Origin of the sequence: Nocardioides sp. Root140 (genome assembly GCF_001426745.1) — a bacterium.
Classification (GTDB): Bacteria; Actinomycetota; Actinomycetes; order Propionibacteriales; family Nocardioidaceae; genus Nocardioides.
In genome coordinates this window covers 1126912-1152760 of record NZ_LMFI01000001.1, presented here as the reverse complement: position 1 = coordinate 1152760, position 25849 = coordinate 1126912, and the positions used below count along the sequence as shown (strand labels likewise).

The following is a 25849-nucleotide window of genomic DNA, read 5'->3' as shown; positions in this document are numbered from 1 at the left end:
CATGCACGTGAAACGCAACCGCGTGGTGAGGCCTGCTCGTCGGCGCCTCGCCGGCAAGCTGCCGGTCGGGCTCCTGGCCGGTGGGCTGGCCATCGTGCTCGGCGCCGGGGTCGCCAACGGCTCCACCGTCGGCTTCGGCGAGAACGAGGTCGGCACCGAGTACGACGCCGGGCTGCAGATCTCCTCGAACCAGATCCTGAAGCCCCAGGGCGAACGACTCGTGACGGAGTACGGGAAGTTCATGGGCTCCACGGTCAGTCCCGACGGCCGCTACCTGGCCGCCACGGCCAACGACCGCTCGGTCTCGCTGCAGATCTTCGACCTCGAGTCGTACGAGCTGGTCTGGCGCGGTGGCACGGCCTCCGGTGTGGACATGCGTCTCTCCGACAACACCGTCGGCCAGGAGAGCCCGATCTACTCCCCCGACGGCGACTTCCTCTGGATGCCCAACGCGACCGGCCTCACCCGCTTCCCGGTCGTCGACGGCGGCGCCCTCGGCCCCGGCACCAAGGTCACCCTGCCCACCGTCGACGGCCGCCAGCCGCTCACCGCCGGCCTGGCCTACTCCCCCGACGGCGCGACGTTGTACGCCGCGGTCAACGGCCAGAACACGGTGGCCGCGATCGACCCGGTCCTCGGCACCGTCAAGCGGACCTGGGACGTCGGGATCGCCCCGCGCCAGCTGAGGTTCGTCGGCGAGAGGCTCTACGTCAGCGACGAGGGCGGACGTCGGGCCCGGGCGGGCGACGACACCATCGAGTCCTACGGGACCCAGGTGCCGGCAGACCCCTATCTCGGCACCTCCACCACCGGCCAGGTCAGCGTCATCGACACCACGGACACCGCTGCGCCGGTCGGAACGATCGCGGTCGGGCTGCACCCGACCGCCATGCATGTCCGGGACGGGATCCTCTACGTCGCCAACACCAACGACGACACGGTCTCGGTGATCGACACCAGCAGCGACGAGGTCGTCCAGACGATCTCGACGCAGCCGTGGCAGGGCTCGGACGTCGGCTACGAGCCCGACGCGATCACCTTCCACGACGACCGCCTGCTCGTCAGCCTCGGCCGCGCGAACGCGATCGCGGTCTACAAGCTCGGTGAGAACGCGATCGACCCGGTGAGCTACGTCGGGCTCGTGCCGACCGACTACTACCCCGAGGACGTCTTCTCGGTCGACGACAAGGTCGTCGTCGCCAACCGCCGCGGCATCGACGCCCGGGGTCCGCTGATCACGTTCGACAAGGGCTACGGCACCACGCCGGCAACCGGGCACGGCACCCACGGCACGACCGCCTCGCTGACCCGCTTCGCGCTCCCCTCCGACAGCGACATCCGTGAGACCACCACCCCGACGGTCTTCTCCCAGAACGGCTGGGGCGATGCGGACACCGACGTGAAGCACGCCAAGGGCCGCAAGGCCAAGCCGGTCCCGGTGCCCAGGCGCATCGGCGACCCCTCGACCATCAAGCACGTGTTCATGCTGGTCAAGGAGAACCGCACCTACGACCAGATCCACGGTGACATGCCCGAGGGAAACGGCGACGCCTCGCTGGCCCAGTTCGGCCAGGAGGTCACCCCGAACCTCCACGCCCTGTCCCGCCAGTTCGGTCTCTACGACAACACCTACGACATCGGCACCAACTCGGCCGAGGGGCACAGCTGGATCATGCAGGGCGACAACCCCGAGTACACGGAGTCCAGCGCGGGCGAGTACATCCGCTCCTATGACAGCGAGAACGACGTCCTGGGCCACCAGCGCTCCGGGTTCCTGTGGACCGCGGTCCAGTCGGCCGGTCACACCGCCAGGAACCACGGCGAGTTCATGATCTTCGAGAACAAGCCGTCCGGGGCGACCTGGCAGCAGTACCACTGCGCGGCCACGTCCGTGGAAGGCGGCGGCGACCCGGCCCAGCTCTACGACCCCGCGATCCGGCTGGACACCCACTCGCCGATCCCGTCACTGGACGCGATCTCCGACCACGACGCGCCGATGTTCGACATGCAGATCCCGGACCAGTACCGCTACCAGATCTGGAAGCAGGACTTCGAGAAGAACGGCCCGGCCGACTTCAACATGATGTGGCTCTCGGACGACCACACGGGAGGCCCGGTGTCCGCTCGTTCGAACGTCGCCGGCGGCGACCTCGCGGTCGGCAAGATCGTGGAGACCATCTCGCACAGCAAGTACTGGAAGGACTCGGCCATCTTCGTGGTCGAGGACGACAGCCAGAACGGCCCGGACCACGTCGACGGCCACCGTGCCCCCATCCAGGTGATCAGCCCGTGGGCCGCGCACGGCAAGACCATCTCGACGTACTACTCCCAGATCTCGATGGTGCGCACCATCGAGCAGATCCTCGGTGCCGAACCGCTGAACCAGAAGGTCGCGGCCGCGACGCCGATGTTCGACGCGTTCCAGAAGCGGCCCGACAACACGCCGTACACCGCGTTGCCCAACCGGATCTCCCTCACCGAGAACATCGTGATCCCGCCCGCCTGCGGCCTCGACACACCCACGGGTGCCCGGACAGCCAAGGCGCCGCCCGTGCCCGACAAGTTCGTCTCCTACTCACAGGCGTGGGAGAAGTGGGCGGCGAGGCAGCACCTGAGCGGCAAGAACCCGAAGCCCGACTTCGCAAACCCTGAGCTGATGAACCGCTACACCTGGTACGACGCCCACCACTGGGACCTGTCCTACCCGGGTGACCCGAAGGTCTACCTGCCGAACGAGGTTCCGGGCGCCGCCCTTCCCGGGGCGGATGCCGACTGACCGTCCGGAAATCCGGAGACGCTCGGTCAGGGCCGCGACTAGCCTTGCGGACATGACCGAGCGCGCACTCACCTTCGGCGCGGCCGCCGCGGCGTACGAGCTGCATCGGCCCGACTATCCACCCGAGATCGTGGACCGGGTGCTGGCCCATGCCGAGGGTGACGTGCACACGGCCCTCGAGATCGGCGCCGGCACCGGCAAGGCGACCCGGGTGTTCGCGGCGCGCGGCATCTCGGTCACGGCCACCGATCCCGACGCCCAGATGCTGGCCGAGCTGGGCCGCCGCGTGCCCCGGTCGGTCACGGCACGTCAGAGCACTCTCGAGGGCTACCCGGAGGGCGAGGTCTTCGACCTGGTCTATGCCGCGGCCTCACTCCACTGGACCGATCCCGCCACCCGATTCACCAGGATTTCCCGGTTGCTGCGCCCCGGCGGGGTGTTCGCATGCTTCGGCGGGCCGACCAGGCTGTCCGACCCCGAGGTGCGGGCGGCTGTCCGCGAGGCGAGGAGTCCGGTCCTGTCCGACGACCGGGCCCCCAGGCAGGAGGTCACGCCCGGGCAGGGAGACCTCGAGTGGCCGGGCACCGAGCTGGCCGCGTCACCCATGTTCACCGACGTGGTGGCCGCCGTCGTGCCCCGGCGAGGTGAGGTGGCGGTCGACGACTACCTCGGCTACCTCTCGACGGTGTCGGCGTACCTGATGCTGAGCCGCCAGGACCGGGACGACGTCTTCGCGCGGATCCGCGCCGCCCTGCCGGAGCGGGTCGCGGTCAGCAGCGACCTGCGGATCCACCTGGCCCGCCGGGTCTGACGCCTAGCTGGCACGGGCGGCGGCGAGCGCCTCGTCGGCGTGGACGTTCATGTTCAGCTCGCTGCTGATCACCTTCACGATGCTCCGGTCGCGGCCGATCACGAACGTGGACCGCTTGGCCTTGCCGATCAGTGACCGCTTCACGCCGTACGACGCGGCCACCTCGCCGCCGACGTCGGCCAGGAGCGGGTAGTCGAACCCGTGCTTCGCGGAGAACTCGGCCTGCTTCTCCACCGCATCGGTGCTGATGCCGATGCGCTGCACCCCGGCCTCCGCGAACTCGGCGCCGAGATCGCGGAAGTGGCACGCCTCCTTGGTGCACCCGGCGGTCATCGCCGCCGGGTAGAAGAACAGCACGACGGGGCCGTCCTCGACGAGCGTGCCCAGGCGGCGCACCACGCCGTCCTGGTCGGGCAGCTCGAAGTCGGGGGCGGTCTGGCCGGCGGCAAGGGTCTTCATGGCACAAGTATCCCTAGAGTGAGTGCGTGGACTACGTGGACCCGGGCGACCCTGCTGCCCTCAAGGACCGGACTGCCGACGCCTTCGCGAGTCTCTTCGGACACCCGGCACAGCTGGTGGCCAGGGCGCCCGGGCGACTGAACCTGATCGGCGAGCACACCGACTACAACGGCGGCCGCTGTCTGCCGCTCTCGCTCCCCCACGCGACGTACGCCGCGTCGCGGGCCCGCAGCGACGACACCGTGCGGGTGCACAGCCTCACCCTCGACGACACCTGGACCGGGACCCTCGCTGGTCTCCGGAGCGCCACCGGATGGGCGGCCTACGCCGCTGGGGTGCCCTGGGCCCTCGAGCTCGAGCACGGCGTCGACCTGGTCGTCGACAGCACGGTTCCCCTGGGCAGCGGGCTGTCCAGCTCCGCGGCACTGGCCTGCTCCGTGGCCGTCGCGGTCGATGCGTTGAGCGGGCGCACGCTCGACGACGTACGACGTCGGGAGCTCGCGGAGGCGTGCATGCGTGTCGAGGCCGAGGTCGCGGGCGCCCCGACAGGCGGCATGGACCAGCTGGTGTCGATGCTGGCGCCGGCCGGCGAGGCACTGTGGATCGACTTCGCGGACGGCTCCACGCGGGCGGTCCCGGTGCCCTGGCACGAGGCGGGCCTGGAGCTCCTGGTGATCGACACCGGTGTGCGGCATGCCTTGGGTGACGGGTCGTACGCCGCACGCCGGCGGGAGTGCGACGCCGCGGCGCACCTGCTCGGAGTGACCCACCTCGGGCGAGCGTCCGCAGACCGGTGGTCCGCCCTGCACGACGACGTGCTGCTGCGCCGGGCCCGTCACGTGATCAGCGAGTGCGAGCGCGTGGACACCGCCGACCAGGCCATCGTCGAAGGCGAGTGGGGCGAGCTCGGCGAGGTGCTCGACGCCTCGCACGCCTCACTGGCCCACGACTTCGAGGTCAGCTGCGACGAGCTCGACGTGGCGGTCTCGACGGCCCGGGCCGCGGGTGCGCTCGGTGGCCGGATGATCGGCGGGGGCTTCGGCGGATCGGCGATCGCACTGGTCGACCGCGACCGCCTCGACGACGTGGCGGCAACCGTGGTGGCGGCGTACTCCGCACGCGGCTGGAAGGCCCCGACATTCCTGCGGACCAGCCCGTCGGACCGCGCCGGAGTCATCGGCTGAGCATCGGCCTCACGTCAAGAACTGCAGGTTCGCGCATCAACAGTCGACGGTTCGCGCATCAAGAATCCACGGTTCGCGTCAGAGGCCGGGGGGCGGGGCAAGCCCGGAGTCGCGCAGCTCGAGGTGGGCCAGCGCGCGGATCACAGCCGGGTCGCCCTGCCGCCAGGCACCTGCGGGATCGTCGCTGATCCGGGCCAGCACGTGCAGGGGCTGGTTGGCCAGGGCCCGCAGGGCGAAGAGGTCGATGTCGTGGGTGGAGTCGACGAACCCGCGTCCGGCGGTGGCGTTGCGGATGAAGCGGATCCGCGGCGGCAGGTAGAAGGCGCCCAGGAGCACGCCCGGTCCCAGGCCGAGTGAAAGCCCCAGCTTCCAGGCCAGCACCCTCAGCGAGTGCTCGGTGCGGTCACCCGCGTCGGCCAGCTCCTGGGCCGATGCCTCCGCCTTCAGGAACGGTGAGGCTGCGGCGTCGCCGAGCAACGGGATGGATCCGAGGGACTCGGCCGCCTCCCCCATGTTGTCGGCCAGCGACGTGGCGGCCCGCTGGGTGCGCTCGGTCGGCTTGGTCAGCTCCATCGTGGACTGGAACGTGCTCACCCCCTGCCAGATCCAGAACCCGATCCAGACCACGAAGAAGACGTCGGCGGCGATCTGGCGGGCCCGGCGCGGCCGGTGGTCGGCGTACAGCTTCATGCACGTATCCGATCACATGGGTAGGCGTACTCAGGTGAACTCGGGTAGCGAGGCGGGTACGGCGGGGCCCCGCACTGGGCAGAGTTGTCGTCATGAGCAACCAACTCCCCGCCAAGTCCACCAACGCCTTCTTCCTCCAGGCCGCGATCTCCTTCGGCATCGCCCTGCTGACCATGATCCTGGCGGTCTGCTACCTGCCGGTCGATCCCTGGATCCGCGCGTTCCTCGCCCTGGGCACGCTGTTCCTGACCACCTCGTCGTTCACCCTCGCCAAGTGCGTGCGCGACTCGCAGGAGAACCAGGCCGTCGTGGCCCGCCTCGACCAGGCCCGGGTGGACAAGATCCTCGCCGAGCACGACCCCTTCCGTCCGGCCGTCTGATCGACGCGCCTGACCCATGAACTGCCCCGGCGCGGGGGTCCGGGACAGGGAAGGGCCCCGGTCACCAGGTGGTGGCCGGGGCCCTCTCATGTCCCTGTCAATGGAGACAGGCTTCTGGTCAGCGGGTCACTTGAGCTCGGCGCTCGAGAGTCCCAACAGGCGGCGCGCGACGATCAGCTGCTGGATCTGCTGCGTGCCCTCGAAGATGTCGAGGATCTTCGAGTCGCGCGACCACTTCTCGAGCAGCTCAGTTTCGCTGTAGCCGACACCGGCGGCCAGCTCGACACAGCTGAGGGTGATGTCGGAGCCGACGCGGCCGGCCTTCGCCTTGGCCATCGAGGCCTCCAGCGAGTTGGGCTTGCGGTTGTCGGCCATCCAGGCGGCCTGCATGGTGAGCAGCTGCGCGGCCTCCCAGTCGGCCTCCATCTGCAGGAACTTCGCAGCGGCGGCGGACTGGAGCTGCGCGGGGCGGTCGTAGTCGATCTCGACGCCGGCCTCCTCGAGCAGGCCGCGGGTGAGGTCGAGCGACGCGCGGGCACAGCCCACGGCCATCGCGGCGACCAACGGACGCGTGTTGTCGAAGGTCGCCATCGCGCCGGCGAAGCCCTGCTTCACGTCGACCTCGGGCGAGCCGAGGAGGTTGGCGGCCGGCACCCGGCAGTCGGTGAAGGTGATCACCGCGGTGTCGGAGGCGCGGATGCCGAGCTTGTGCTCGAGGCGCTCGACGTTCATTCCGGGCGTGCCCTTCTCGACCACGAAGGACTTGATCGCGGCCCGACCGAGCGCCTTGTCCAGCGTCGCCCAGACGACCACGCAGTCAGCGCGCTCACCCGAGGTGACGAAGATCTTCTCGCCGTTGAGGACGTACTCGTCGCCGTCCTTGCGGGCAGTCGTCGAGAGGTTCGCGGAGTCGGAGCCGATGCCGGGCTCGGTGATCGCCATCGCCGCCCACGTGCCCTCGAAGCGCTTGAGCTGCTCGTCGTTGGCCACGGAGGCGATCGCGGAGTTGCCCAGGCCCTGGCGGGGCATGGAGAGCAGCAGGCCGGTGTCGCCCCAGCACATCTCGGCCACGGAGAGCACCGAGGCCAGGTTGGCGCCGTTCTTGACGGTCTTGTCGTCGCTGCTCTCGTCACGACGAACGCCGGTCGCGCCGGCGCCCTCGGACGCACCGGACTCGGAGAGCCCGTCGATCATCGCGGCCAGCATGTCGAGTTCCTTGGGGTACTCGTGCTCGCCGAGGTCGTACTTGCGGGAGATGGGGCGCAGCATGTTCATCGCGACCTGGTGGGCCTGGTCGATGAGTGCGCGGTGCTTCTTGGGGGTTTCGAGATTGATCATGGTGTTCTCGCCAAGTCATGAGCCGGAGCTCAGACCAGGACGCCTCCTTCCACGAGGCTGACGGCCCGCAAGTCGCGGTACCAACGCTCCACCGGGTGCTCCTTGACGAAGCCGTGGCCGCCGAGCAGCTGCACGCCGTCGAGGCCGATCTGCATGCCCTTGTCGCCGCAGATCTTGCGGGCCAGGGCGACTTCGCGGGAGAAGTCCTTGCCCTGGGCGGCGCGTGCGGCGGCCTTGTAGGTGACCAGGCGCATCGACTGCAGCTCGATCGCAATGTTGGCCACCATGAACGCGACGCTCTGGCGGTGGCTGATCGGCTCACCGAAGGCGTGACGCTCGTTGACGTACTGGGTCACGTAGTCGAGCACGGCCTGCGCCGTACCGATCGAGAGTGCACACCAGGCCAGCCGCGAGAGCCGGACGGCCTCGAGGTACGTCGACCCGTCGGTCGCGCCCAGGATCGCGTCGGCGGGGACCTTGACGTCCTGCAGGGTGATCTTGGCCAGGCTCGCGGCGCGCACACCCATGGCCGGGTCGCCCTCGACGAGCAGGCCCTCGGCCTTGGACTCGACCAGGAACAGCACGTTCTTGCCGTCAAGCTCGGCGCCGATGATGAAGAGCTCTGCCTGGGCACCGCGCGGCACGAGCGTCTTCACGCCGTTGAGCACGTATCCACCCTCGGCCCTGACGGCCTGGGTCGACGGCTTGAGGACGTCGAAGAGCACCTTCGACTCGTTGAGTGCGAGGGCCGCGGCCGGGACGTCATCACCGGTGAACTCGGGCAGGTAGGTCGACTGCTGCTCGTCGGTGCCCCACAGGGAGAGGGCGGTCGCGACCGCGCCGGGTGCGAGCGCGGCGACGGCCAGGCCCATGTCGCCCTTGGCGAGGGCCTCGGCCACGAGAGTGCCGGCCATCGCCGACCGCTCTTCTGAGATGCCACCGAGCTTCTCGGGGACGCCGAGGATCGGGAGGCCGATCTCGAGGGACGACTTGAGCAAGTCGTCGGGGGCCACGCAGGTCTCGTTGGCCTCGGCGGCCGCGGGACGCAGCGCCTCCGCTGCGAACTCCGAGACCACGTCGACCAGCATCTGCTCGTCGTCGGTAGGAGTCAGGTCGAACACGCCCTGGGCGTTGGCGGCGGGCACGCGGACGCCGTCGGCGCCCTTCTTGCCCTTCTTCGCGAACGCCCGGCCGGCCTGGCCGGCCACCTTGAACCCGCTGCGGGTCACGGTGAACACGGTCTGCTCGGTCTGCTTGCGCAGGCCCATGCGGTCGATGAGCTCGCTCTGGGCGAGCTTGTTGAGCGCGAGGACGGCATAGCCGATCGGGTCGCGCGACTCGCGGTTCGAGAGGCCGTGCTTGCCGCCCGGCGCCACCGCGTTCTTCGTTGCTCTGATCAGGGACATGTAGAAAATGTAACTCGGAGTTACACACCGCGCCACAATTTCGCGGTATGTCCCACGTCACGAGGCGGGAATCTGCGCCTCGGGCTCGCTCTCTACGATGTCCCCATGAGCTCGAACGCCGCCGAACCAGCCGTCCACGCGCCCCACGGGTCGCTCCCGGAAGGCGGGTCCGCGCGACCCATGACCCGGTGGGGAACCCCGGTCATGCACGCGCCGCAACAGCGGGTGACGTCGTACGACGACGACCTCCGCAGCCTGGTCGCCGACATGGTTGCCACGATGTACGCCGCCGACGGCGTGGGCCTGGCCGCCTGCCAGATCGGGGTCGACCTGGCCGTCTTCGTCTTCGACTGTCCCGACGAGAGCGGACGCCGCACGGTGGGCGTGGTCTGCAATCCCGAGGTGACCCTCCCCGAGGGCAAGGACCGCACCCTCGACGTCGCCGAGGAGGGCTGTCTGTCGTTCCCGGGGGCGTTCGTCGAGTGCGCCCGCCCCGACTTCGCGTTCGTGACGGGCACCGGGCTCGACGGCGAGCCGGTCTCCTTCGAGGGTGACGGCCTGCTGGCCCGCTGCCTCCAGCACGAGACCGACCACACGGTCGGCACGGTCTTCGGTGACCGGATCAGCGACCGGAACCGCAAGAAGCTCAAGAAGCAGCACGACAAGCTGGTCGAGGACTACCCGGCCGACTGGCCGGTCGGCGCCAAGCCGGAGTCAGATGCCCAGGAGTCGCCCGCTGGTTGAGGAGGCGCGCCAGCGCCGCCTCGAAACCACCGCGGTCAACCCAGCAGGATCGCGAGCTGGTGGCCGATCCGCTGGAAACCGAGTCGTTGGGCCACGTCCTCCGACGCCGTGTTGCCGACCCGGCAGCGCCACTGCGGGACCAGCGCCTCGTTCTGCGAGACCTGGGCGGCGCGCGCAGCTGCCGCCGCCGCGTAGCCCATGCCGCGCCACTGCGGATCGGTGAGGACGCCGAGCTGGGCCAGGTGCTGGCCCCAGCGTTCGTAACCGGCCACGGCCGCGACCTTGCCGTCGGGTCGTCGGGCGGCGACCCTCGCCGGCATGTCGATCAGCCCGCTCTCGTCCCACTCCTCCTGCGTGCAGTGGTCGCGCAGCATGTCGACGTTCTGCACGGGCCCGACCGCCACCTCGATGCCCGTGGGCACCAGCACCCGCTCGACGTACGACAGGCTCGCGGAGCCGAGCGGCTCGGGCTGCAGTCCGTGGAGGACGGTGAGGACCGCCTCGACGTCGGCGCGATGTTCGGGAGCCAGGGTCTCGAGCCGTTCGATCGCCTCCGGCGTACCGACCGCGACCTGCGCTCCCTCGAGGGTCACGACCACGAGCGAACCCGCGTCGTCGCGGCCGAACGTGTGGCTGCCCGGCTCCGCGAACACCTCGACCGGCACGTCGAACTCCCCCGCCCAGCCGTCCCTGATCTGCTGCAGGGTCGACGCCGCCAGAGAGTGAGTCATCGACTCATCGTGACACGAGGACAAAGTCCGATGATCGGCAACCCTTTGCCGCGCTGTGCCGGACCGGACTCGACGAGCTGCCCCAGCTGCTCAACGTCCCGACCGACGCCCTGCTGCTCCACCGGTTGTGACGCACAACGTCCTGCGTCAGGGTTGTCGCAGCGACCGCAGTGCAGGACGTCCGGCACAACGTCCTGCGTCGGGGTTGTCGCAGCGACCGCAGTGCAGGACGTCCGGCACAACGTCCTGCGTCGGGGTTGTCGCAGCGACCGCAGTGCAGGACGTCCCGGGAGCCTCAGCGGCGGGCGGTGACGTAGCAGGCGACGGCGGTGGCCGCGGCGACGTTGAGCGAGTCGATGCCCTCACGCATCGGGATGATCGCGCGACGGTCCGCCGACTTCTCCCAGCGAGCCGAGAGTCCGTGCCCCTCTCCGCCGAGCACCAGGGCCACCTTCTCGACCCCGGCGACGGCGTCCTCGATCGCGGCGGCGTCGTCGGCCAGGGTCAGCGCGACAGTGGTGAACCCGCGGGCCGACAGGGCCGGCAACGCGTCGTACCAGTCGTCGAGGCGGGTCCACGGAGTGGTGAAGACCGCCCCCATGCCGACCTTGATCGATCGGCGGTAGAGCGGGTCCGCGCAGCGAGGAGCGAGCAGGACCGCGTCGAAGCCGAGCGCCGCACCACTGCGGAAGATCGCTCCGACATTGGTGTGGTCGACGATGTCCTCGAGCACGAGCACCGAGCGGGCACCTTCCAGCACGGCGTCGAGCGTCGGCAACGGCGTACGACGCAGCGAGGCCAGGGCACCACGGTGCACGTGGAAGCCGGTGACCTGCTCGGCGACCCGCTCCTCCATCACGAAGCAGGGCGCGTCGGTCGTCTCGAGGATGTCGGCCAGGCCGTCGAGCCACTTGGGCGCCATGAGGAACGATCTCGGCGCGAAGCCGGCCTCCACCGCACGACGGACGACCTTCTCCCCCTCGGCGAGGAACAGGCCGTTCTCGGTCTCGAGGTGCCTGCGCAGCTGGACGTCGCGCAGGTCGCGGTAGTCCGCCAGCCGCGGGTCGGCCGGGTCGTCGACGTGGTGGAGCTCAGCCACGCCCGTAGTGCTCCGGCCGGGCCACCGCCACGACCTCGCCGATCACGATGATCGCCGGCGGCTTCACCGACTGCGCCTCGATGTCGGCGGCCAGGGTGCCGAGCGTCGAGAGCACGGTGCGCTCCTCCGGCATCGTGCCTTCCATGACCACGGCCACGGGCGTGTCGCTCGCACGGCCGCCCTCGACCAGCGCCGTGGCGATGTGCGGTGCGTTCTGCACGGCCATCAGGAGCACGACCGTGCCCTGCATCTGCGCGACCGCGTCCCAGTTGACCAGCGACTCGGGGTGGCCGGGCGGCAGGTGGCCCGAGATCACGGTGAACTCGTGGGTGACGCCCCGGTGGGTGACCGGGATGCCGGCCCGCGCCGGCACGGCGATCGACGAGGACAGTCCCGGGACGACCGTGACCGGGACACCGGCGGCGTTGCAGGCGATGACCTCCTCGAAGCCACGGCCGAACACGAAGTTGTCGCCGCCCTTGAAGCGGACGACGCGCTTGCCCTCGAGGGCGCGCTCGACGATGACCTTGTTGATGAACTCCTGGCTGGCCGAGCGACCACGTGGCAGCTTGGCCACGTCGATCAGCTCGGTGTCGGGCGACAGCTCGTCGAGCAGCTCGCGCGGGGCGAGCCGGTCGGCCACGACGACGTCGGCCGAGGCCAGCGCGTTGCGTGCGGCCAGGGTGACCAGCTCGGGGTCGCCGGGCCCGCCGCCGACCAGCACGACCCCGGGAGTGCGGTCGTGGTTGGCGGTGATCAGCCCCTCCCGCAGGGCGTGCATGATCTCGTCGCGCACCTGCGCCGACTGGCGCGGCTCGCGGTTGCCGAGCACGGCGACGGTCACGGTGCCGTGGTGACCGGTGGCCGGCGTCCACGCGGTCGCCTCACGGGCGTCGTCGCTGCGCACGCAGAAGATGCGGCGTTCCTCGGCGGCGGCAGCCACGGCCGCGTTGGTCTCGGCGTCGTCGGTCGCCGCGATGGCGTACCACGCCTCGTCCAGGTCGGACTCCACGAAGCCGCGCAGCTCGATGGTGATCTCGGCACCGAGGCCCTCGATGGCCGGGGTGACCTCGGGCGAGACGAGGTGCACGTCGGCACCCGCGGCGATCAGCGCGGGAACCCGCCGCTGGGCCACGTGCCCGCCGCCGACCACGACCACCTTGCGGCCGGCCAGCCGCAGACCCGAGGGGTAGGGGACGAAGTCGCTCATCATGCGTCCTTGTTCGCCACACCGGCGGAGTCGAAGGTGGCCATCTCGTCGAGGATCAACGCGGCCGAGCGCACCAGCGGGAACGCCAGTGCGGCACCGCTTCCCTCGCCGAGGCGCAGGTCGAGGTCGACCAGAGGGCGCAGGCCGAGCTTCTCGAGCGCGGTGCGGTGACCGGGCTCGACGCTGCGGTGGCCGGCCAGGCAGTAGCCGATGGAGTCGGCCGAGAGCGCCTGGGCGACCAGGGCTGCGGAGCCGGCGATGACGCCGTCGAGGATCACCGGGAGCCGGCGGGCGGCGGCGCCCAGGATGAAGCCGACCAGACCGGCGTGCTCGAGGCCGCCGACCTCCGCCAGCACGTCGACCGGGTCCGCGTCGGCGGACAACCGGGCGACCGCGTCGGCGACGACACGGGTCTTGAGGGCCAGCGTCTCGTCATCGATGCCGGTGCCGCGACCGGTGACCACCTCGGCCGGGGTGCCGGTCAGGGCGGCGAGCAGGCAGGCCGACGGCGTCGTGTTCCCGATGCCCATGTCACCGGTGAGCAGCACGTCGTGCCCGGCGTCGGCCAGCAGGTTGGCGACCTCGATGCCCACCGAGATGGCCTGCTCAGCCTCGTCGCGGGTCATCGCCGGGCCGACGCTGAGGTCCCCGGTGCCGCGGCGTACGTTGCGGGCCAGCACGACCTCGTCGCCGGCGATCTCGGAGGCGACACCGACGTCGACGACGCGTACGACGGCACCGCAGGCGCGGGCCAGGACGTTGACCGCGGCTCCGCCGGCGCGGAAGTTCTCGACCATCCCGACCGTGACCTCCTGCGGCCACGGCGAGACACCCTGGGCCAGGACTCCGTGGTCACCGGCGAAGACGGCCACCGCGGGTGCGGCCGGGGCGGGCGGTGGGCAGGTGCCTGCGATCCCCGCCAGCTGGATCGAGACCTCCTCGAGCACGCCGAGTGCACCGGCCGGCTTGGTGAGCTGGGCCTGGCGGTCGCGGGCCTGCTGCGCGGCCTCGGCCGACGGCGGGCGGATCGCGGCGAGGGTGGAGTCGATGAGTGTCCGTGGGGAGTTCACCGGGCCATTCTTATGGATTCCCGGACATCGCGCTGACCCGGCGGGTCGCCTTCCACGTGGCGGACTGGGCTGTCGTACTAAGTTCGGGGCATGAGCATCGAACGCCCCGTGACCCCGAACCCCTACGACCTGCTGCCGCAGACCGCGTCCTTCGCGCTCACCAGTGCCGACGTCACCGACGGCCAGCCGCTGAAGGACGACCAGGTCGCTGCCCACGGCAACACCTCGCCACAGTTGGCCTGGAGCGGTGCCCCGGAGGGCACGAAGTCCTTCGTGGTGACCTGCTTCGACCCGGACGCACCGACGCCGAGCGGCTTCTGGCACTGGGTGCTGGTCGACGTGCCGGCCGACGTCACGGCCCTCGACGCCGGCGCCGCGTCCGGTGACCTGCCGGGCAACGCCTTCCACGTGCGCAACGACGCGGGCGACGCCGGGTTCATGGGTGCCGCGCCGCCCGAGGGCGACCAGGTACACCGCTACTACTTCGTGGTGCACGCGGTCGGCGAGGAGTCCCTGGGCGTCGACGCCGACGCCTCACCCGCCGTCGTCTCGTTCAACCTGGCCTTCAAGACGCTGGGTCGGGCGATCGTCCACGGCACCTACCAGCACTGACGACGGCTCGTCAGGACTGACGCTGCAGCTCGTGGAGCCGCGCCCGAGGCGTGAACCCGAAGTCGGCGTTCGTGCGCTGCATCGCGTGGTTGTCGGGCTCGGTCCACGTGTGGATCGCCCGGCGCTCGGGGTGCTCCCGGCGAACGACCTCGAGGGTGGCCAGCTTCAACGCGGTGCCGAGGCGGTGGCCCCGGTGCTCCGGCATGACCAGGGTGTCGTCCTGGAGCACGAGGTCACCGCCGCGCGGCAGCACCAGCATGGAGTAGCCACCCATCACGCCGTCGTCGCGGCGCCGGGCTGCGGCCACGATCGGGATCCAGCCCTGCGCAAGGCGTGACTCGCCGGTGCGCAACCGCTCCTCGTCGAAGACGACGGCCTCGATGTCCATCTCGCCGGTCGGCACGTCGTTGGCCATCTGGGTACGCATCGCGCAGAACTGGGCGACGTGCTCGTCGGGGCACCGCTCACCCCAGAGCACGATCTCGTACGCCGACCCGGCGCCCGCAGCGGCCGCCTCCAGGTGGGAGACGTCGGCCGGCAGGTCGAGGACGAGGTGGTCCTCCTGGTGGACGCTCTCGAACCCGAAGGTGCGGCCGAACCGCACACCCGGGCTGTCCTCGAAGGCAACGCCCCGAGGAACGTGCATCTCCACGCACGAGGTCGTGCGCCCGTGCTCGGCGCAGATCTCCTCGACGCGGGCGAAGAGCGCGCGGCCCACGCCCGCCCGCCGAGCGTGCGGTCGCACCGCGAGCTCGACATCGGCGAGGTGCGTGTTGTCCTTGAGCGGCAGGCCGACCTCCGCGGTGCCGACCCAGGCACCGTCCGTCACGGCTGCCAGCCGGACGGCGCGCCGGTAGGGGTTGTCGGCCTGAATCACGGACTTCTCGAACGACTCGTAAGTGCGCTCCCAGCCGTCGGGCAGGTCATGGTGGACCACCTCCTGCTCGACGGCGAAGAACTCCCGCCGGGCGGCGACGTTGCGGACGTCGATCTCGATGATCTCCATGCCCGCCACACAATCGGTCACGCTGGCGTCACGCAACCAGTTTGTTCAATGGGCCGAGCGTTCAATGGGCCGAGCGTTCAATCGGCCGAGCGTTCAATGGGCCGAGCGTTCAGCGGCCGGCGTACTCCCCCGGCGGGACACCGACGAGGTCGGTGAACTCGCGGGTGAAGTGGGCCTGGTCGAACCATCCGAGGCGGGCGGACAGGTCGGCCAGGTCGGCGTACTCCCCCGCATCGATCAAGGTGACCGCGTCGTGCAGGCGGTAGCGGCGCAGCACCCACTTGGGCCCGACACCGACGTAGCGCCGGAACAGCCGCTGCAGGGTGCGCACCGAGACGTGGAAGCGCTCGGCCACCTGCTCGACGGTGACCAGCGACGAGTCGGCGACCAGACCGGCCACGATGGCGATCACCCGGTCGTACGCCGGATCGGGGCCGGGCAGTCGCTCGAGCAGGAAGGCGTCCATGACCTTGGCCCGCACCGCGTCGGAGCTCTCGCCCAGCACGTCGCGCAGCAGGTCGTCGGCGGCAGCACCGAAGACGGCCCGCAGGGACTCCACCCGGTCGGTCCACCCACCGACGTCGTCACCCGTCCACGCGCCGAACCCACCGGGGCGGAACTTGATGCCGAACGAGCGCCCCTCGCCGGACAGCGGTATCGAGAACCTGCGGGTGACCACCCCGTGCACCAGGGCGGCGGGCATCTCCAGCCCGTGGTGCGGCGTCGTGCCGGACTCGACGGTGACGTGGACGGCCGGGTGCGGCACGACCTCCGAGAGGTAGGTCGTCCCGGCGGGCAGGTTCCACGCGACGGTCCAGTAGTGCTCGATCCACGGGTCCAGTCGTGGGTCCGGCGTGGGCCGCGACAGGTCGGCGTACCGCGCGAACTGGTCGGGCCTCAGGATGCCCGCATGGGTCGACGTGGCCGGACGACGCGCATCGGGTGGGAGGCCGCGGCGACCTGTCGCGTTTTTCCAAGAGCCCATGGCCCCAGCCTAGGGAGCATGGGTGACATGACCACCGAACAGAAGACCCCGACCGTCGACCCGATCCCCGCCGGCTACACCAGCCTCACGCCGTACTTCTGCTGCCAGGGCGCAGCGGAGGCGATCGACTTCTACACCGCCGTGCTCGGCGCGACCGTCATCAGCCGCATGGAGGCACCCGACGGCACGATCGCGCACGCCGAGCTCGAGGTGGCGAACGGCCGCATGCAGCTCAGCGACCCCGCACCCGACCACAACCTGGCCGCCCCCGACGGCGGTGACGTGGTCAGCCGAAGCACCGTCTTCTACTGCCCCGACGTCGACGCGGTGTACGCCGCCGCGATCGACGCCGGCGCGAAGTCGTACGGCGAGCCCGACACCTTCGTGACCGGCGACCGCTACGCCGCGTTCCTCGACCCGTTCGGCCACCGCTGGGCCGTGATGACCCGGGTCGAGGACGTCGACCCGGACGAGGCCGAGCGACGGGTCAATGCGTGGCTCGAGGAAGAGAGCCGCTGACCCGAACTCGGCCTGTCCCAACTCGGCCTCAGCGTGAGACTGCGGCCAGCATCGACGCGAAGTCCGGGGTGTCCTCGGGGTTGTCGATGGTCACCTTGACCGGTCGGGTGGCACGCGTCGGCTGACCGGCGCCGAGCAACGCCACCAGCTGGTTGGCGGCCTTGCGGACCCGAGTGTCGAGCGCGCCGCCGGCGGTGCTGCCGAAGTCCTCACTCGCGGCGAACACCGCGGTGGGCACGACGACCGCCTTGAGGTAGGCGAACAACGGCCGTAGCGCGTGCTCGAGCACCAGGGAGTGCCGGGCTGTCCCGGCAGTCGCTGCGACCAGCACCGGCGTGCCTTCCAGCGCATCGTTGTCAACGGCGTCGAAGAACATCTTGAACAGGCCGCTGTACGACGCGGTGAACACCGGGGTGACCGCGATCAGGGCGTCGGCCCGCGACACCGAGGCCAGGGCCTCCTCGAGGTCACCGGTGGCGAACCCGGTCAGCATGAAGTCGGCCAGGGCGTGGGCCAGCGGGCGCAGCTCGATCACGTCGAGCACCACCTCGTGGCCGCGCTCGGTGAGCAGTCGCACCGACTCGTCGGCGAGCCGGTCGGCCAGCAGGCGGGTCGACGACGGGTCGCTGAGACCGGCGGAGACGACAGCGATCTTGAGGGTCATGCGGACACCTCCTCGGGTGACTTGCCGGTGACGTCGTCAGCGGCGTGGACGGTGGTGGACTCGCGCGGGCCGCCGGCGGCAGCCACGAGGGACTCGTGGGTCGGGGCGTCGGGCACGTGGGCCGGCTTGAGGGCGGCGAACTCCTTGCGCAGGACCGGCACGACCTCCTCGCCGAGGATGTCGAGCTGCTCCAGAACGGTCTTCAGCGGCAGGCCGGCGTGGTCCAGCAGCCACAGCTGGCGCTGGTAGTCGCCGACGTATTCGCGGAAGCCGAGGGTCTGCTCGATGACCTGCTGCGGCGAACCCACCAACAGGGGCGTCTGCTGCATGAAGTCCTCGAGCGAAGGGCCGTGGCCGTAGACCGGGGCGCGGTCGAAGTAGGGCCGGAACTCGTTGATCGCGTCCTGGCTGTTCTTCCGCATGAAGACCTGGCCGCCGAGCCCGACGATCGCCTGGTCGGCGGTGCCGTGGCCGTAGTGCTCGAAGCGCTGGCGGTAGAACCGCACCATCTTGGCGGCGTGCGAGGACGGCCAGAAAATGTGGTTGTGGAAGTAGCCGTCGCCGTAGTACGCGGCCTGCTCGGCGATCTCGGGAGACCGGATCGAGCCGTGCCACACGAACGGCGCGACGCCGTCGAGCGGGCGTGGGCTGGAGGTGAAGCCCTGCAGCGGGGTGCGGCGCTTTCCCTCCCAGTCGACCGACTCCTCGCGCCACAGCTTGTGCAGCAACGCGTAGTTCTCGACCGCCAGCGGGATGCCGTCGCGGATGTCCTTGCCGAACCACGGGTAGACCGGGCCGGTGTTGCCGCGGCCCATCATCAGGTCGACGCGGCCCTCGGCCAGGTGCTGCAGGTAGCCGTAGTCCTCGGCGATCCGCACCGGGTCGTTGGTGGTGATCAGCGTGGTCGACGTGGAGAGCACGATGCGCTCGGTCTGGGCCGCGATGTTGGCCAGGAGGACGGTCGGGTTCGCGGGCGCCACGAAGGGCGGGTTGTGGTGCTCGCCGGTGGCGAACACGTCGAGGCCGACCTCTTCGGCCTTCTTCGCGATGGCGACCGTGGCCTTGATCCGCTCGTGCTCGGTCGGGGTGTGACCGGTCGTCGGGTCGGTGGTCACGTCGCCGACGGTGAAGATACCGAACTGCATCACAGGCTCCTCAAGTAGTTGAATATGCAATCACATGGTCCAACCGGAGTGGCCGGACGGATATTCCCACGCGGAACCAGTCGAGCGACACGGCCGTCGTACTGGCATGAAGAGCTTCCTGATGGCCGCGATGACCGTGTTCCTCCTGGCCGGCTGCGGCACCGGCGACGACACCGCCGGTGCGGATCCCGACCAGGACCCCACCGCGACGCCGACCGACGGCATCACCGAGGTGAGCACGCCGGAGACGCGCCTGCTCGACGCCAGGGAGGACTGGAAGAACGCCGGCATCGACCACTACCGCTGGCGTTATGAACAGCTCTGCTTCTGTCCCCCGCTCGACATGCGGATCGAGGTGCAGGGCGACGCGATGGTCGACGCCACCAACCTGGCCGCGCCCAAGGCCGAGGCGGCGCCCGAGATCGTCACCATGGAGGACCTCTTCGACCAGGTCGAGACCGCACTCCGCGACTCCGCCACGGTCCGGGTGACCTACGACCCGGAGACCGGCGCCGTGCGCTCACTCGAGGTGGACCACATCACGAACGCGGTCGACGACGAGTACACGATCAAAGTGGTTGGCGTGACACCTCGCTAGGTGAAAGGATCCGGGGTCGCCCACGACTGCCCGGAGGTCACATGCTGTACGTCGCCATCGCGACGCGTGCCTTCCGGCGCTACTCCACCTACGTCCTGGCGACGGCAGCGGGCATCTTCACCAACTGCGTCTTCGGGATCATCAGCTGTTTCGTCTACATGGCGGTCTGGGAGCAGCGTCCCGACGCCGGCGGCTACGACGTCACCGATGCGCTGACCTACGTGTGGCTCGGGCAGGCCATGCTGATGACCGTCGGCATGTTCGGCGGCGGCTCCCCCGACGACCTCGCCGACCGGATTCGCAGCGGCGACGTGGTGATCGACTTCTATCGTCCGGTCGGCCTGCTCGGCTGGTATCTCGCGGCCGACCTCGGGCGAGCGGCGTACCACCTGCTGACCCGCGGAGTCGGACCCGCGATCGTGGGTGCCCTGCTCTTCGACCTGCGGTTTCCCGGCGGGCCGTTCGCCTGGGTCGCCTTCATGCTGGCGGTGCTGCTGGCGGTGGTCGTGAGCTTCGCGATGCGCATGCTGGTGGCGATCACGTCGTTCTGGCTCTTCGACGAGGCCGGCCCGCGCACGGTGCTCATCGTGATGAACTCCTTCTTCACCGGCCTGACCGTGCCACTCGTCCTGTTCCCCGGTGCGCTGCGCGACCTGGCGATGGCGATGCCCTGGGCCGCCATGCTGCAGATCCCGGCAGACATCTGGCTCGGCCAGCGGGCCGGTGCCGAGGTGTGGCTGGGCCTCGGCTTCGCGGCCGCCTGGAGTGCCGTGCTGATGCTGGCCTGCCTGGTGCTGCTGCGGGTGGCCGAACGCCGGGTGGTGGTCCAGGGTGGTTGACAGTACGCACGTCGTCGACGGGTGGACCGGGTACTGGCGGATCGCTGCCATGTGGGTGCGCGCCTCGATGACCTATCGGGTGTCGTTCTGGATGATGACCGTCGCCGGCTTCGTCATCGGGGCGCTCGACTTCATCGGCATCTGGATCCTCTTCCACACCATCGACTCCATGGGCGGGTTCAGCCTGCGGGAGGTCGCCTTCCTCTACGGGGCGACGGGGATCGGGCTGGCGTTCGCCGACATGTTCGTGGGCCGCATCGAGAGACTCGGCCAGATGATCCGCATGGGTGATCTCGACACGATGATGGTGCGCCCCGTGCCCTTGTTGGCACAGGTCTGCTCCAACGAGTTCGCCCTGCGTCGACTGTCCCGGATCCTGCTCTGCACGATCGTCACGGGCTGGGCGAGCCTGTACGTCGAGTGGACGCCGATGCGCCTCCTGGTCATGGCCGGCATGCTGACCGGCGGGGCGGCGATCTTCTGCTCGATCTTCGTCATGCTCGCCTGCATCCAGTTCCTGACTGCCGACGGCGTCGAGTTCGCGAATGCCTTCACCTACGGGGGAAACACCATCACCCAGTACCCGTTGGCGATCTTCCCCGGCGAGGTGGTCAAGGCACTGACCTTCGTGCTGCCACTCGCCTTCGTGAACTGGTATCCCGCGCTGTTCATCCTCGGTCGCGACGACCCGTTCGGGATGCCCCAGTGGTTCCAGTTCCTGAGCCTCGTCGTGGGTGCGGCGATGCTCTGGCTGACCACGTTCGTGTGGCGCTTCGGCGTCCGCCACTACCGCTCGACGGGAAGCTGAGATGTCTCTGATCGAAGTCCGCGAACTGGGCCGCACGTTCACCGTGCGCAAGAAGGCCGGCCGGCTGCGGCGTACCAGCCATGACGTCGAGGCCGTGCGTGACCTGTCGTTCTCGATCGACGCGGGCGAGATGGTCGGCTACATCGGCCCGAACGGGGCCGGCAAGTCGACCACGATCAAGATGCTGACCGGCATCCTGGTGCCGTCGTCCGGCTCGATCAGCGTGGCCGGGCTCGACCCGTCCCGACGCCGCACCGAGCTGGCCCGGCGCATCGGCGTGGTCTTCGGGCAGCGCACCACCCTGTGGTGGGACCTGCCACTGCGTGACTCCTTCGACCTGCTGCAGAAGATCTATCGCACGGACCCGGCACGGCACCGCGAGAACCTCGACGAGTTCCTCGAGCTGCTCGACCTCCACGACCTGCTCGACACTCCGGTGCGCCAGCTCTCACTCGGCCAGCGGATGCGTGGCGACATCGTGGCCGCGCTGCTGCACGACCCCGAGATCCTCTATCTCGACGAGCCGACCATCGGCCTCGACGTGATCAGCAAGGGCCGCCTGCGCGAGTTCCTGCGCGCCCTCAACGAGCGCCGCGGCACGACCCTGCTGCTGACCACGCACGACCTCCAGGACATCGAGGCGCTCTGCGACCGCGTGATCGTGATCGACCACGGCACCGCCGTCTTCGACGTAAGCCTGGCCGGGCTGCACCAGCGCGGCGGGTCACGGCGGACCCTGGTGGTCGACCTGGTCGACGAGGCGCCACCGATCGCGATCGACGGCGCCGAGGTGGTCAGGGTCGAGGGCCCGCGGCAGTGGCTGGCGTTCCCCACCGAGGCCAGCGCGGCACCGATCGTGGCCGCCGTCGCTGCGGCGTACGACGTGGCCGACCTGTCCCTGCGCGAGCCGGACATCGAGGACGTCATCCGCACGATCTACGCCGGTGCAGGGAGAATGAGCCCATGACAGAGCTGACCCCTGAGCAGACCGAACGAGTGCTGGCCCTGGCCAGGGACCTGGCCCGCGCCGGCGAGACAACGCAGCTCCTGGAGTTCCTCGACCACGGCCTCCCGGTCGACGCGACCGACGCCGGGGGCAACACATTGCTGATGCTGGCCGCCTATCACGGTCACGCGGCCACGGTGTCGGCACTGGTCGAACGAGGCGCCGACGTCGACCAGCGCAATGACCGTGACCAGTCCCCGGTCGCCGGCGCGCTGTTCAAGGGGGCCGACGACGTGGTGGCCGTACTGGTCGCGGCCGGCGCCGACCTCGATGCCGGTACGCCGACCGCCCGCGCGGCCGCCGAACTGTTCGGCCGCACCCACCTGCTCTGAAATCAGGTACTCCCTGACGTTTCGGTCCGAGGGACCGAAACGTCAGGGAGTATCGCTGGGTCAGGCGGGGGTGTTGTCCGGGTTGGGGTCACTGTCGCCGAGGTTGCCGGCCTTCAGCGCCTCGATCGCCTTGCGGACACCTTCGCCGTACGCCGGGTCGGCCAGCGTGCAGTGCTCGATGTGCTTCTCGACCGACGTCTCGGATGCACCGTCGATGGCGCGGGCCGTGTTCTCGAAGAGCACCTGCTGCTGCTCGGCACTCATCAGGCGGAACAGGTCACCGGGCTGCTCGAAGTAGTTGTCGTCGTCCTCGCGGAAGTTGAACCGGTCGGCAGTCGACCCGATCGCCTGTGCGGGGTCGGCGTACGCCGGCTGTTCCTGCCAGCGCCCGAAGTTGTTCGGCTCGATGCCGGGCACGCCACCCTGGTTGCCGTCGACGCGCATGGTGCCGTCGCGGTGGTAGGTGTTCAGGCCGGGCGCGCCCTTGGGGAAGTTCACCGGGATCTGGTGGTGGTTGACCCCGAGGCGGTAGCGCGCCGCGTCACCGTAGGAGAACAGGCGGCCCTGGAGCATGCGGTCGGGCGAGAAGCTGATGCCGGGCACCAGGTTGGCCGGGGTGAAGGCGGCCTGCTCGACGTCGGCGAAGTAGTTCTCCGGGTTGCGGTTGAGCTCCCACTCGCCGACCTCGATCAGCGGGTAGTCCTTCTTCGACCAGACCTTGGTGAGGTCGAAGGGGTGGAAGCGGTAGTTCTCCGCGTCGGCCTCGGGCATCACCTGGATGAAGAACTTCCACTTCGGGAAGTCGCCCTTCTCGATGGACTCGTAGAGGTCGCGCTGGCTGGACTCGCGGTCGTCGCCGACCAGCTTGGCGGCTTCCTCGTCGGTGAGGTTCTCGATGCCCTGCTGGGTGCGGAAGTGGAACTTCACCCAGAACCGCTCGCCCTCGGCGTTGATGAACGAGAAGGTGTGCGAGCCGAAGCCGTGCATGTGGCGGTAGGACTTCGGGATGCCGCGGTCCGACATCACGATGGTGACCTGGTGCAGCGCCTCAGGCAGGTTGGTCCAGAAGCCCCAGTTGTTCTCCGCGTCGCGCAGGTTGGTGCGCGGGTCGCGCTTGACGGCGCGGTTCAGGTCGGGGAACTTCAGCGGGTCGCGGAAGAAGAAGACCGGTGTGTTGTTGCCGACGACGTCCCAGTTGCCCTCCTCGGTGTAGAAGCGCAGGGCGAAGCCGCGGATGTCGCGCTCGGCGTCGGCCGCACCGCGCTCTCCGGCCACGGTGGAGAAGCGGGCGAACATCTCGCACTCGTTGCCGACCTTGTTGAAGATCGCGGCCTTGGTGTACTTCGAGATGTCGTGGGTGATGCGGAGGGTGCCGTAGGCACCCGAGCCCTTGGCGTGCATGCGGCGCTCCGGGATGACCTCGCGGTCGAAGTGCGCCAGCTTCTCCAGGAACCAGAGGTCCTGGAGCAGCATCGGGCCGCGCGGACCCGCCGTGAGGCTGTCCTGGTTGTTGGTGACCGGTGCGCCGGCCGCCGTGGTCAACGGCTTGGTGTTGTCGTCAGACACTGCGTGCTCCTTCGGTGGGGTGTCGGGTGGACGAGCAGCTGGGGCACAGGCCCCAGTAGGTCACTTCGGCCTCGTCGATGACGAAGCCATGGGTCTCGACGGCGTGCAGGCACGGCGCGTCTCCGACCGCGCAGTCGACGTCGGCGATGTCGCCGCAGGTGCGGCACACGAGGTGGTGGTGGTTGTCCCCGACTCGCACCTCGAACCGGGCCGGCGAACCAGCAGGCTCGATGCGGCGCACCAGGCCGGCGTCGGACAGCACCCTGAGCACGTCGTACACGGCCTGTGTGGAGACCGAACCGATGTCCTCGCGGGCGACGCGTGCGACGGTGTCCACGTCTGCGTGCGGGTGTCGGGTGAGCGCCTCGAGGACGGCGATCCGCGGCCGCGTCACACGCAGGGACTTCTCCCGCAGCATGACGGTGGGATCGGTGCGGGGCATGCCAGCACTCAACCACCTTTTCTGGAACTATTCAAGAATTGAGCGGTCAGGGCGAGTCTCCTTGCCACGACTGCAAGAATCACCGGCATGAGCGAGGTCGAGACCGACGTCCTGGGGGCGCCGTACACGCAGGAGACCATCGAGCTCCCCGACGACTCCGAGGGCGCCGTGGTGGCCACCCTGGTGCACCGCCCGGCCGACACCCCGACCGCGAAGGCCGTGCTGCACGTGCACGGGTTCGCCGACTACTTCTTCCAGACCGAGTACGCCGAGTGGTGGACCTCCCGCGGCTACGACTTCTACGCCCTCGACCTGCGCAAGTACGGCCGCTCGATCCGGCAGCACCAGACGGTCAACTACGTCGAGGACCTGCGCGAGTACTTCCCCGACCTCGACGCTGCCTGGGCCCGCATCAGCGGCCGCGACGGCCACGACCACGTGGTGCTCACCGCGCACTCCACGGGCGGGCTGACGGTGCCGTTGTGGGCCAACGACCGCCGACCCGAGCTGGCGGGCATGGTGCTGAACTCCCCCTGGTTCGACATGCAGGGCGCCTGGTGGACCCGCACCATCGGTACGACGGTGATCAAGCAGGTCGGGGCCCGCACACCCAAGCGGGTGATCCCCCGCCCGGTCTCGGGGTTCTACACCCGCAGCCTGCACCGTGACCTGGAGGGCGAGTTCGACTTCGACCTGTCCTGGAAGCCGGTGGAGTCGCAGCCCGTGTACGCCGGGTGGCTGCGCGCCGTGCGCAACGGCCACTCCGAGCTCCACGCCGGCATCGAGGTCGGCTGCCCCTCGCTGGTGCTCTCCAGTGCCCGCAGCGCGGCACCGGAGTCGATGGACGACTCGGTGCACCGCCACGACATCGTGCTCGACGTCAACCAGATCCGGCGCTGGGCGCCGTCACTCGGGCGTCACGTCACCAGCATCGCGGTCGAGGACGCGCGCCACGACGTCGTGCTGTCCCTGCCCGAGGTGCGGAAGAAGGTGTACGCCGAGATGGACACCTGGCTGACGGCGTACGTCGACGCTCGCTAGTCTCCGGGACATGAACCCCATCACCGGTCTCAACCTCGCCCGCATCGTCCTCGGCGCCGTCGCGCTGGTCTCCCCCGCACTGGCCGCGAAGATCTTCCGGCTCGACCCGGGGGCGAACCCGCAGCTCGGTTACATGAGCCGGATGTTCGGGGCCCGAGAGGTCGCCCTCGGCGCGGTCACGCTCGCTGCCTCGGGCACCACCCAGCGCAACCTCGTCCTGGTCGGGATGGCCGTCGACGCCACCGACGCGTTCTCCGGCACCGCCGCCGGGATCGACGGCTCGGTCACCAAGGCCACCAGCGGCTTCCTGACCCTGCCCGCGGTCGGTGCCGTCGTTGCCGGCGCGGCCGCACTCGTGATGGCCCGCCGCTGACCCGCCCGCCGGTGG

28 protein-coding genes are annotated in these 25849 nt (G+C 69.8%); 14 read left to right on the top strand and 14 right to left on the bottom strand.

From position 1 onward, the window contains the following. Position 1 precedes the first annotated feature (1 nt). The gene (locus tag ASD30_RS05650) at positions 2-2776 is read left to right on the top strand and encodes a bifunctional YncE family protein/alkaline phosphatase family protein (protein ID WP_056678034.1); all 2775 of its coding nucleotides are present in this window, start codon (positions 2-4) and stop codon (positions 2774-2776) included. A 52-nt stretch (positions 2777-2828) separates the two neighbouring features. Then, a complete protein-coding gene (locus tag ASD30_RS05645) occupies positions 2829-3587 on the top strand; it encodes a class I SAM-dependent methyltransferase (RefSeq protein WP_056678033.1) in 759 nt (252 codons plus the stop codon). Positions 3588-3590: 3 nt separating this feature from the next. On the opposite strand, the gene ASD30_RS05640 is transcribed toward ASD30_RS05645, so the two are convergent. Continuing rightward, complete coding sequence (locus tag ASD30_RS05640) at positions 3591-4046, bottom strand: peroxiredoxin (protein ID WP_056678032.1); 456 nt, start codon at positions 4044-4046, stop codon at positions 3591-3593. Between the two features lie 26 nt (positions 4047-4072). Here ASD30_RS05640 and galK point away from each other — a divergent pair, with 26 nt between their 5' ends. Next, positions 4073-5230 carry a galactokinase gene (galK, locus tag ASD30_RS05635; RefSeq protein WP_056678029.1) on the top strand — a complete coding sequence of 386 codons (1158 nt, stop codon included), beginning with the start codon at positions 4073-4075 and terminating at the stop codon, positions 5228-5230. 78 nt (positions 5231-5308) lie between these two features. Here galK and ASD30_RS05630 read toward each other — a convergent pair whose 3' ends face one another. Further along, on the bottom strand, positions 5309-5920 hold the full coding sequence (locus ASD30_RS05630) for a hypothetical protein (protein WP_056678024.1): 612 nt from the start codon (positions 5918-5920) through the stop codon (positions 5309-5311). Positions 5921-6012: 92 nt separating this feature from the next. On the opposite strand from ASD30_RS05630, the gene ASD30_RS05625 reads away from it, so the two are divergent. Next, the gene (locus ASD30_RS05625) at positions 6013-6300 is read left to right on the top strand and encodes a YiaA/YiaB family inner membrane protein (RefSeq protein WP_056678020.1); all 288 of its coding nucleotides are present in this window, start codon (positions 6013-6015) and stop codon (positions 6298-6300) included. 126 nt (positions 6301-6426) lie between these two features. On the opposite strand, the gene ASD30_RS05620 is transcribed toward ASD30_RS05625, so the two are convergent. Next, positions 6427-7638 (bottom strand): acyl-CoA dehydrogenase family protein, encoded by a 1212-nt coding sequence (locus ASD30_RS05620; RefSeq protein WP_056678015.1) that lies wholly within the window; start codon positions 7636-7638, stop codon positions 6427-6429. Between the two features lie 29 nt (positions 7639-7667). Beyond that, positions 7668-9044: an acyl-CoA dehydrogenase family protein gene (locus ASD30_RS05615; protein ID WP_156388649.1), complete on the bottom strand. Its 1377-nt coding sequence runs from the start codon at positions 9042-9044 to the stop codon at positions 7668-7670. Between the two features lie 105 nt (positions 9045-9149). On the opposite strand from ASD30_RS05615, the gene def reads away from it, so the two are divergent. Further along, complete coding sequence (gene def / locus ASD30_RS05610) at positions 9150-9788, top strand: peptide deformylase (RefSeq protein ID WP_056678010.1); 639 nt, start codon at positions 9150-9152, stop codon at positions 9786-9788. Positions 9789-9823: 35 nt separating this feature from the next. On the opposite strand, the gene ASD30_RS05605 is transcribed toward def, so the two are convergent. The 4 genes from ASD30_RS05605 to cobT form a co-directional block, all read right to left on the bottom strand. Continuing rightward, complete coding sequence (locus ASD30_RS05605) at positions 9824-10519, bottom strand: GNAT family N-acetyltransferase (protein ID WP_056678005.1); 696 nt, start codon at positions 10517-10519, stop codon at positions 9824-9826. A gap of 295 nt (positions 10520-10814) precedes the next feature. Next, a complete protein-coding gene (locus ASD30_RS05600; protein WP_056678001.1) occupies positions 10815-11618 on the bottom strand; it encodes a TrmH family RNA methyltransferase in 804 nt (267 codons plus the stop codon). Beyond that, positions 11611-12828, bottom strand: coding sequence for a uroporphyrinogen-III C-methyltransferase (cobA, locus tag ASD30_RS05595; protein WP_056677998.1), 1218 nt, complete (start codon positions 12826-12828; stop codon positions 11611-11613). The genes ASD30_RS05600 and cobA overlap by 8 nt, the downstream gene beginning before the upstream one ends. After that, positions 12828-13898 carry a nicotinate-nucleotide--dimethylbenzimidazole phosphoribosyltransferase gene (cobT, locus tag ASD30_RS05590; protein WP_056677996.1) on the bottom strand — a complete coding sequence of 357 codons (1071 nt, stop codon included), beginning with the start codon at positions 13896-13898 and terminating at the stop codon, positions 12828-12830. Before cobT ends, cobA begins: the two co-directional genes overlap by 1 nt. Before the next feature lie 90 nt (positions 13899-13988). On the opposite strand from cobT, the gene ASD30_RS05585 reads away from it, so the two are divergent. Then, complete coding sequence (locus ASD30_RS05585; protein WP_056677994.1) at positions 13989-14510, top strand: YbhB/YbcL family Raf kinase inhibitor-like protein; 522 nt, start codon at positions 13989-13991, stop codon at positions 14508-14510. Positions 14511-14520: 10 nt separating this feature from the next. On the opposite strand, the gene ASD30_RS05580 is transcribed toward ASD30_RS05585, so the two are convergent. Then, positions 14521-15516: a GNAT family N-acetyltransferase gene (locus tag ASD30_RS05580; RefSeq protein ID WP_056677992.1), complete on the bottom strand. Its 996-nt coding sequence runs from the start codon at positions 15514-15516 to the stop codon at positions 14521-14523. A 109-nt stretch (positions 15517-15625) separates the two neighbouring features. After that, on the bottom strand, positions 15626-16501 hold the full coding sequence (locus tag ASD30_RS05575) for an AraC family transcriptional regulator (protein ID WP_082563562.1): 876 nt from the start codon (positions 16499-16501) through the stop codon (positions 15626-15628). A 27-nt stretch (positions 16502-16528) separates the two neighbouring features. On the opposite strand from ASD30_RS05575, the gene ASD30_RS05570 reads away from it, so the two are divergent. Next, entirely contained in the window at positions 16529-17020 is a 492-nt protein-coding gene (locus tag ASD30_RS05570) for a VOC family protein (protein ID WP_056679352.1), read from the top strand. A 28-nt stretch (positions 17021-17048) separates the two neighbouring features. Here the strand turns inward: ASD30_RS05570 and ASD30_RS05565 are convergent, their stop codons facing one another. Then, positions 17049-17684: an FMN reductase gene (locus ASD30_RS05565; protein WP_056677990.1), complete on the bottom strand. Its 636-nt coding sequence runs from the start codon at positions 17682-17684 to the stop codon at positions 17049-17051. Beyond that, positions 17681-18829 (bottom strand): LLM class flavin-dependent oxidoreductase, encoded by a 1149-nt coding sequence (locus ASD30_RS05560; RefSeq protein ID WP_056677987.1) that lies wholly within the window; start codon positions 18827-18829, stop codon positions 17681-17683. Before ASD30_RS05560 ends, ASD30_RS05565 begins: the two co-directional genes overlap by 4 nt. 106 nt (positions 18830-18935) lie before the next feature. Between ASD30_RS05560 and ASD30_RS05555 the strand changes: the two genes are divergently transcribed. The 5 genes from ASD30_RS05555 to ASD30_RS05535 are packed head-to-tail and all read left to right on the top strand — an operon-like array spanning position 18936 to position 22412. Then, the gene (locus ASD30_RS05555; protein ID WP_056677985.1) at positions 18936-19427 is read left to right on the top strand and encodes a DUF6174 domain-containing protein; all 492 of its coding nucleotides are present in this window, start codon (positions 18936-18938) and stop codon (positions 19425-19427) included. 41 nt (positions 19428-19468) lie between these two features. Continuing rightward, positions 19469-20266 (top strand): ABC transporter permease, encoded by a 798-nt coding sequence (locus tag ASD30_RS05550; protein WP_056677982.1) that lies wholly within the window; start codon positions 19469-19471, stop codon positions 20264-20266. Continuing rightward, positions 20259-21074, top strand: coding sequence for an ABC transporter permease (locus tag ASD30_RS05545; protein ID WP_056677978.1), 816 nt, complete (start codon positions 20259-20261; stop codon positions 21072-21074). The genes ASD30_RS05550 and ASD30_RS05545 overlap by 8 nt, the downstream gene beginning before the upstream one ends. 1 nt (position 21075) lies before the next feature. Continuing rightward, complete coding sequence (locus ASD30_RS05540; RefSeq protein ID WP_056677977.1) at positions 21076-22041, top strand: ABC transporter ATP-binding protein; 966 nt, start codon at positions 21076-21078, stop codon at positions 22039-22041. After that, a complete protein-coding gene (locus ASD30_RS05535; protein ID WP_056677974.1) occupies positions 22038-22412 on the top strand; it encodes an ankyrin repeat domain-containing protein in 375 nt (124 codons plus the stop codon). The genes ASD30_RS05540 and ASD30_RS05535 overlap by 4 nt, the downstream gene beginning before the upstream one ends. 60 nt (positions 22413-22472) lie before the next feature. Here the strand turns inward: ASD30_RS05535 and ASD30_RS05530 are convergent, their stop codons facing one another. Both ASD30_RS05530 and ASD30_RS05525 read right to left on the bottom strand, forming a co-directional pair. Then, complete coding sequence (locus ASD30_RS05530; protein WP_056677971.1) at positions 22473-23978, bottom strand: catalase; 1506 nt, start codon at positions 23976-23978, stop codon at positions 22473-22475. Beyond that, positions 23971-24420: a Fur family transcriptional regulator gene (locus ASD30_RS05525; protein WP_056677967.1), complete on the bottom strand. Its 450-nt coding sequence runs from the start codon at positions 24418-24420 to the stop codon at positions 23971-23973. Before ASD30_RS05525 ends, ASD30_RS05530 begins: the two co-directional genes overlap by 8 nt. 87 nt (positions 24421-24507) lie before the next feature. On the opposite strand from ASD30_RS05525, the gene ASD30_RS05520 reads away from it, so the two are divergent. Then, positions 24508-25461 (top strand): alpha/beta hydrolase, encoded by a 954-nt coding sequence (locus ASD30_RS05520; RefSeq protein WP_056677964.1) that lies wholly within the window; start codon positions 24508-24510, stop codon positions 25459-25461. 10 nt (positions 25462-25471) lie between these two features. Beyond that, positions 25472-25834, top strand: a complete 363-nt coding sequence (locus tag ASD30_RS05515; protein ID WP_056677961.1) for a DUF4267 domain-containing protein — start codon at positions 25472-25474, stop codon at positions 25832-25834. Positions 25835-25849 lie beyond the last annotated feature (15 nt).

What these genes read in the sequence shown, in the direction of transcription:
- ASD30_RS05650 (WP_056678034.1), top strand. Translation starts at nt 2, where the DNA reads ATGCACGTGAAACGCAACCGCGTGGTGAGGCCTGCTCGTCGGCGCCTC.
- ASD30_RS05645 (WP_056678033.1), top strand. Translation starts at nt 2,829, where the DNA reads ATGACCGAGCGCGCACTCACCTTCGGCGCGGCCGCCGCGGCGTACGAG.
- ASD30_RS05640 (WP_056678032.1), bottom strand. Translation starts at nt 4,046, where the DNA reads ATGAAGACCCTTGCCGCCGGCCAGACCGCCCCCGACTTCGAGCTGCCC.
- ASD30_RS05630 (WP_056678024.1), bottom strand. Translation starts at nt 5,920, where the DNA reads ATGAAGCTGTACGCCGACCACCGGCCGCGCCGGGCCCGCCAGATCGCC.
- ASD30_RS05625 (WP_056678020.1), top strand. Translation starts at nt 6,013, where the DNA reads ATGAGCAACCAACTCCCCGCCAAGTCCACCAACGCCTTCTTCCTCCAG.
- ASD30_RS05620 (WP_056678015.1), bottom strand. Translation starts at nt 7,638, where the DNA reads ATGATCAATCTCGAAACCCCCAAGAAGCACCGCGCACTCATCGACCAG.
- ASD30_RS05615 (WP_156388649.1), bottom strand. Translation starts at nt 9,044, where the DNA reads ATGTCCCTGATCAGAGCAACGAAGAACGCGGTGGCGCCGGGCGGCAAG.
- def (WP_056678010.1), top strand. Translation starts at nt 9,150, where the DNA reads ATGAGCTCGAACGCCGCCGAACCAGCCGTCCACGCGCCCCACGGGTCG.
- ASD30_RS05605 (WP_056678005.1), bottom strand. Translation starts at nt 10,519, where the DNA reads ATGACTCACTCTCTGGCGGCGTCGACCCTGCAGCAGATCAGGGACGGC.
- cobA (WP_056677998.1), bottom strand. Translation starts at nt 12,828, where the DNA reads ATGAGCGACTTCGTCCCCTACCCCTCGGGTCTGCGGCTGGCCGGCCGC.
- ASD30_RS05585 (WP_056677994.1), top strand. Translation starts at nt 13,989, where the DNA reads ATGAGCATCGAACGCCCCGTGACCCCGAACCCCTACGACCTGCTGCCG.
- ASD30_RS05580 (WP_056677992.1), bottom strand. Translation starts at nt 15,516, where the DNA reads ATGGAGATCATCGAGATCGACGTCCGCAACGTCGCCGCCCGGCGGGAG.
- ASD30_RS05575 (WP_082563562.1), bottom strand. Translation starts at nt 16,501, where the DNA reads ATGGGCTCTTGGAAAAACGCGACAGGTCGCCGCGGCCTCCCACCCGAT.
- ASD30_RS05570 (WP_056679352.1), top strand. Translation starts at nt 16,529, where the DNA reads ATGACCACCGAACAGAAGACCCCGACCGTCGACCCGATCCCCGCCGGC.
- ASD30_RS05565 (WP_056677990.1), bottom strand. Translation starts at nt 17,684, where the DNA reads ATGACCCTCAAGATCGCTGTCGTCTCCGCCGGTCTCAGCGACCCGTCG.
- ASD30_RS05560 (WP_056677987.1), bottom strand. Translation starts at nt 18,829, where the DNA reads ATGCAGTTCGGTATCTTCACCGTCGGCGACGTGACCACCGACCCGACG.
- ASD30_RS05555 (WP_056677985.1), top strand. Translation starts at nt 18,936, where the DNA reads ATGAAGAGCTTCCTGATGGCCGCGATGACCGTGTTCCTCCTGGCCGGC.
- ASD30_RS05550 (WP_056677982.1), top strand. Translation starts at nt 19,469, where the DNA reads ATGCTGTACGTCGCCATCGCGACGCGTGCCTTCCGGCGCTACTCCACC.
- ASD30_RS05540 (WP_056677977.1), top strand. Translation starts at nt 21,076, where the DNA reads ATGTCTCTGATCGAAGTCCGCGAACTGGGCCGCACGTTCACCGTGCGC.
- ASD30_RS05535 (WP_056677974.1), top strand. Translation starts at nt 22,038, where the DNA reads ATGACAGAGCTGACCCCTGAGCAGACCGAACGAGTGCTGGCCCTGGCC.
- ASD30_RS05525 (WP_056677967.1), bottom strand. Translation starts at nt 24,420, where the DNA reads ATGCCCCGCACCGATCCCACCGTCATGCTGCGGGAGAAGTCCCTGCGT.
- ASD30_RS05520 (WP_056677964.1), top strand. Translation starts at nt 24,508, where the DNA reads ATGAGCGAGGTCGAGACCGACGTCCTGGGGGCGCCGTACACGCAGGAG.
- ASD30_RS05515 (WP_056677961.1), top strand. Translation starts at nt 25,472, where the DNA reads ATGAACCCCATCACCGGTCTCAACCTCGCCCGCATCGTCCTCGGCGCC.